Source organism: Spirochaetota bacterium, assembly GCA_025061835.1.
GTDB lineage: Bacteria > Spirochaetota > Brevinematia > DTOW01 > DTOW01 > SKYB106.
Map to the genome: position 1 here is coordinate 1 of JANXAC010000041.1, position 2,518 is coordinate 2,518.

General features: G+C 35.9%; 4 protein-coding genes. All 4 read left to right on the forward strand.

What is annotated here, in order from left to right; translation table 11 throughout:
* A partial coding sequence (locus NZ579_08100) for a hypothetical protein (protein MCS7299897.1) occupies nucleotides 1–293 on the forward strand: 293 nt, incomplete at its 5' end.
* A complete protein-coding gene (cas4, locus tag NZ579_08105) occupies nucleotides 233–787 on the forward strand; it encodes a CRISPR-associated protein Cas4 (GenBank protein MCS7299898.1) in 555 nt (184 codons plus the stop codon). The genes NZ579_08100 and cas4, both read left to right, overlap by 61 nt.
* A gap of 125 nt (nucleotides 788–912) precedes the next feature.
* Nucleotides 913–1,911 carry a type I-B CRISPR-associated endonuclease Cas1b gene (cas1b, locus tag NZ579_08110; protein MCS7299899.1) on the forward strand — a complete coding sequence of 333 codons (999 nt, stop codon included), beginning with the start codon at nucleotides 913–915 and terminating at the stop codon, nucleotides 1,909–1,911.
* Between the two features lie 137 nt (nucleotides 1,912–2,048).
* A complete protein-coding gene (cas2, locus tag NZ579_08115; protein ID MCS7299900.1) occupies nucleotides 2,049–2,315 on the forward strand; it encodes a CRISPR-associated endonuclease Cas2 in 267 nt (88 codons plus the stop codon).
* The last annotated feature ends 203 nt before the right edge of the window (nucleotides 2,316–2,518 follow it).

Consider the following 2,518-nt stretch of genomic DNA (forward strand, 5'->3'; position numbering starts at 1 on the left):
ATACATCTTGGTATGATAGCGTATACATATACTCCTACGCTCAACCAGGAACAGTTCTAAAGGTTATATCTCCTTCCACGAGTATCTTTGTCCAAGTTAGTGGGAGATCAGGTTTCGACCCAGTGATAAAAGTAGCAGACTACAGAGGCATCATAGTAAAGACAATAGATCAAAACCTAAGAGGATACGGCGAGAGTGGCTATGCAAGCTCAACAGGATACGTCCATTATGTGTGGATATACGATTTCTGGCTTACATACAGTGGGACTACAACTGTCTATATATCAAGATAGAAATGGAAGTTAATGGAACTCTAATCTGGTATTACACCATCTGCAAGAGAGAGGCTTGGCTTATTGGACATAGGATAGTTCCAGATCAGAAGGATAACAGAATAATGATTGGAAGACATATTCACAAATACTTCTTCTCAAGAGAAAAAGCAAAAGAAGTTTTGATTGACAATACTATCAAAGTTGACCTAGTCAAAGGAAGGTGTTTGATTGTTGAGATAAAAAAGAGTTCCAAATTCATAGACAGCACACGGTGGCAACTACTCTTCTACCTTTACTACCTAAAACACAAAAAAGGAGTTGTGATGGAAGGAGAAATTAGCATTCCTGATGAGAAAAAGAGAGTATTAGTAAGACTCTCCGAAGAAAGTGAAAAAGAGATTGAAAGGATGATAGGTGAAATTGAAGAACTTCTTAAGCAAGAAAAACCACCGAAGCCCGAGTGGATAAAATACTGTAAGGTTTGCGGATACAAGGAGATGTGCTGGGTTTAAACACTATTCTTTTGAAACAACCTTTCTACGCCTTTCAAGAGTTTTATAAAGTATAGTTTGGAAATTATTATTCTCGCACTGTCTCACGACAGTGTGATGAAATATAAAAACAAGGAGGTTATGTAATGTCAAAAGTTCTGTATGTTTTTCAGAGTGGCAGACTGAAGAGAAAGGACAACTCGCTTATTTTGATAACTAAAGAAGGTGAAAATAAAAGTATTCCTGTTGCTACTGTTTCAGATATAAACATCTTTGGCGAGATAGTGATAAACAAGAGACTTCTTGAATTTCTAACTAAGAACGAGATATGCCTACACTTTTTTAACAGGAAGGGATGGTATGTAGGAAGTTATTATCCGAGAAGAAGTCTAAACTCTGGTTTAATCACACTCAAGCAAGCAGAGGCTTACCTTGACAACAAGAAGAGAGTTTATCTAGCAAAGAAGTTTATTGAAGGAGCATATAGAAACATTCTTAAGAACCTAGAGTATCACTACAGGCAAACTGGCAATGAAGAAATTGGCAATTCTATTAAAAACATAAACCAGTCTTTCAGTAAAGTATTTGAAACGAACGATATTCCGACGCTTATGAGCATAGAGGGAGATATTAGGAAAGAGTATTATTCCACTTTTGGTTTGTTTTTGAAGCAAGAGGGCTTTGAAATTGAGAGACGAGAGAAGAGACCACCGAGTAATCCTATGAATGCACTTATAAGTTTCGGTAATTCACTTCTTTACGCATCTGTTTTGAGCGAGATATACAGGACATACCTAGACCCAAGAATTGGATACCTACACCAAACAAATCAGAGAAGTTTTAGTCTTAACCTTGACATAGCAGAGGTTTTCAAACCTGTGATTGTTGATAGAACAATATTTCAAATTATTAACAGAAAAGAAATAAATATAAATGATTTTCACGAAATCGGAGATGGCGTTTTTATGAAAGAAAGTGGTAATAAAAAATTCATTCAGAGATATGAAGAGAAAATGCAGAGTGTTATAAAGCATAAGAAGTTAGGTAATGTCAGTTATAGAAGACTCATAAGACTTGAGTGCTATAAGTTGTATAAATTCTTCACGGAAGACGAGGAATATAACCCCTTCGTAGTAGAATGGTAGCCCTCAAAACACCTCCAGAGTTTTAAGATATCAAATACAATAACATATTTCAAGATATATTAACGAATCAAGAAATTCATTCTTACTAGAAGAAGAAAGAGTTTGTTTAAAATTTCAGATTTGAGGTTTGGGGTTGTATGTTTGTAATACTAGTTTATGATTTTGACGAGAGTAGAGTGATGAAAGCTAACAAAGTATGTAAGCGATACCTGACTTGGGTTCAGAGATCGGTATTTGAAGGCGAGATATCGGATGCTTTGTTTAGGATGTTAGTAGATGAACTTGAGAAGATTATGGACAAGAACAAAGACTCTGTTGTAATATACAAATTTAGCAACAGGAACTACTACGAGAGGCAAACGATGGGAGTAAAGAGGAATTCTTCGGATGACTTTATCTTATAGTTTCCATTTTCCGGAAACCCCCCACCTTTTTTGAGTGTCTGAAAAATTTTTGCGTCCAGTTAGATTAGCATAATTATATTTGACTACTCAAATTAGTCCAAGAACCATATTTTTACCGTATCTCAAGATACCAAAATGTTTTGGTATCTCCAAAAGTTCGTTTCCGGAAACCCCCAGGGGTTTTTGCAGCATCGGAGGTTTCC

What these genes read in the sequence shown, in the direction of transcription:
- cas2 (MCS7299900.1), top strand. Translation starts at nt 2,049, where the DNA reads ATGTTTGTAATACTAGTTTATGATTTTGACGAGAGTAGAGTGATGAAA.
- cas1b (MCS7299899.1), top strand. Translation starts at nt 913, where the DNA reads ATGTCAAAAGTTCTGTATGTTTTTCAGAGTGGCAGACTGAAGAGAAAG.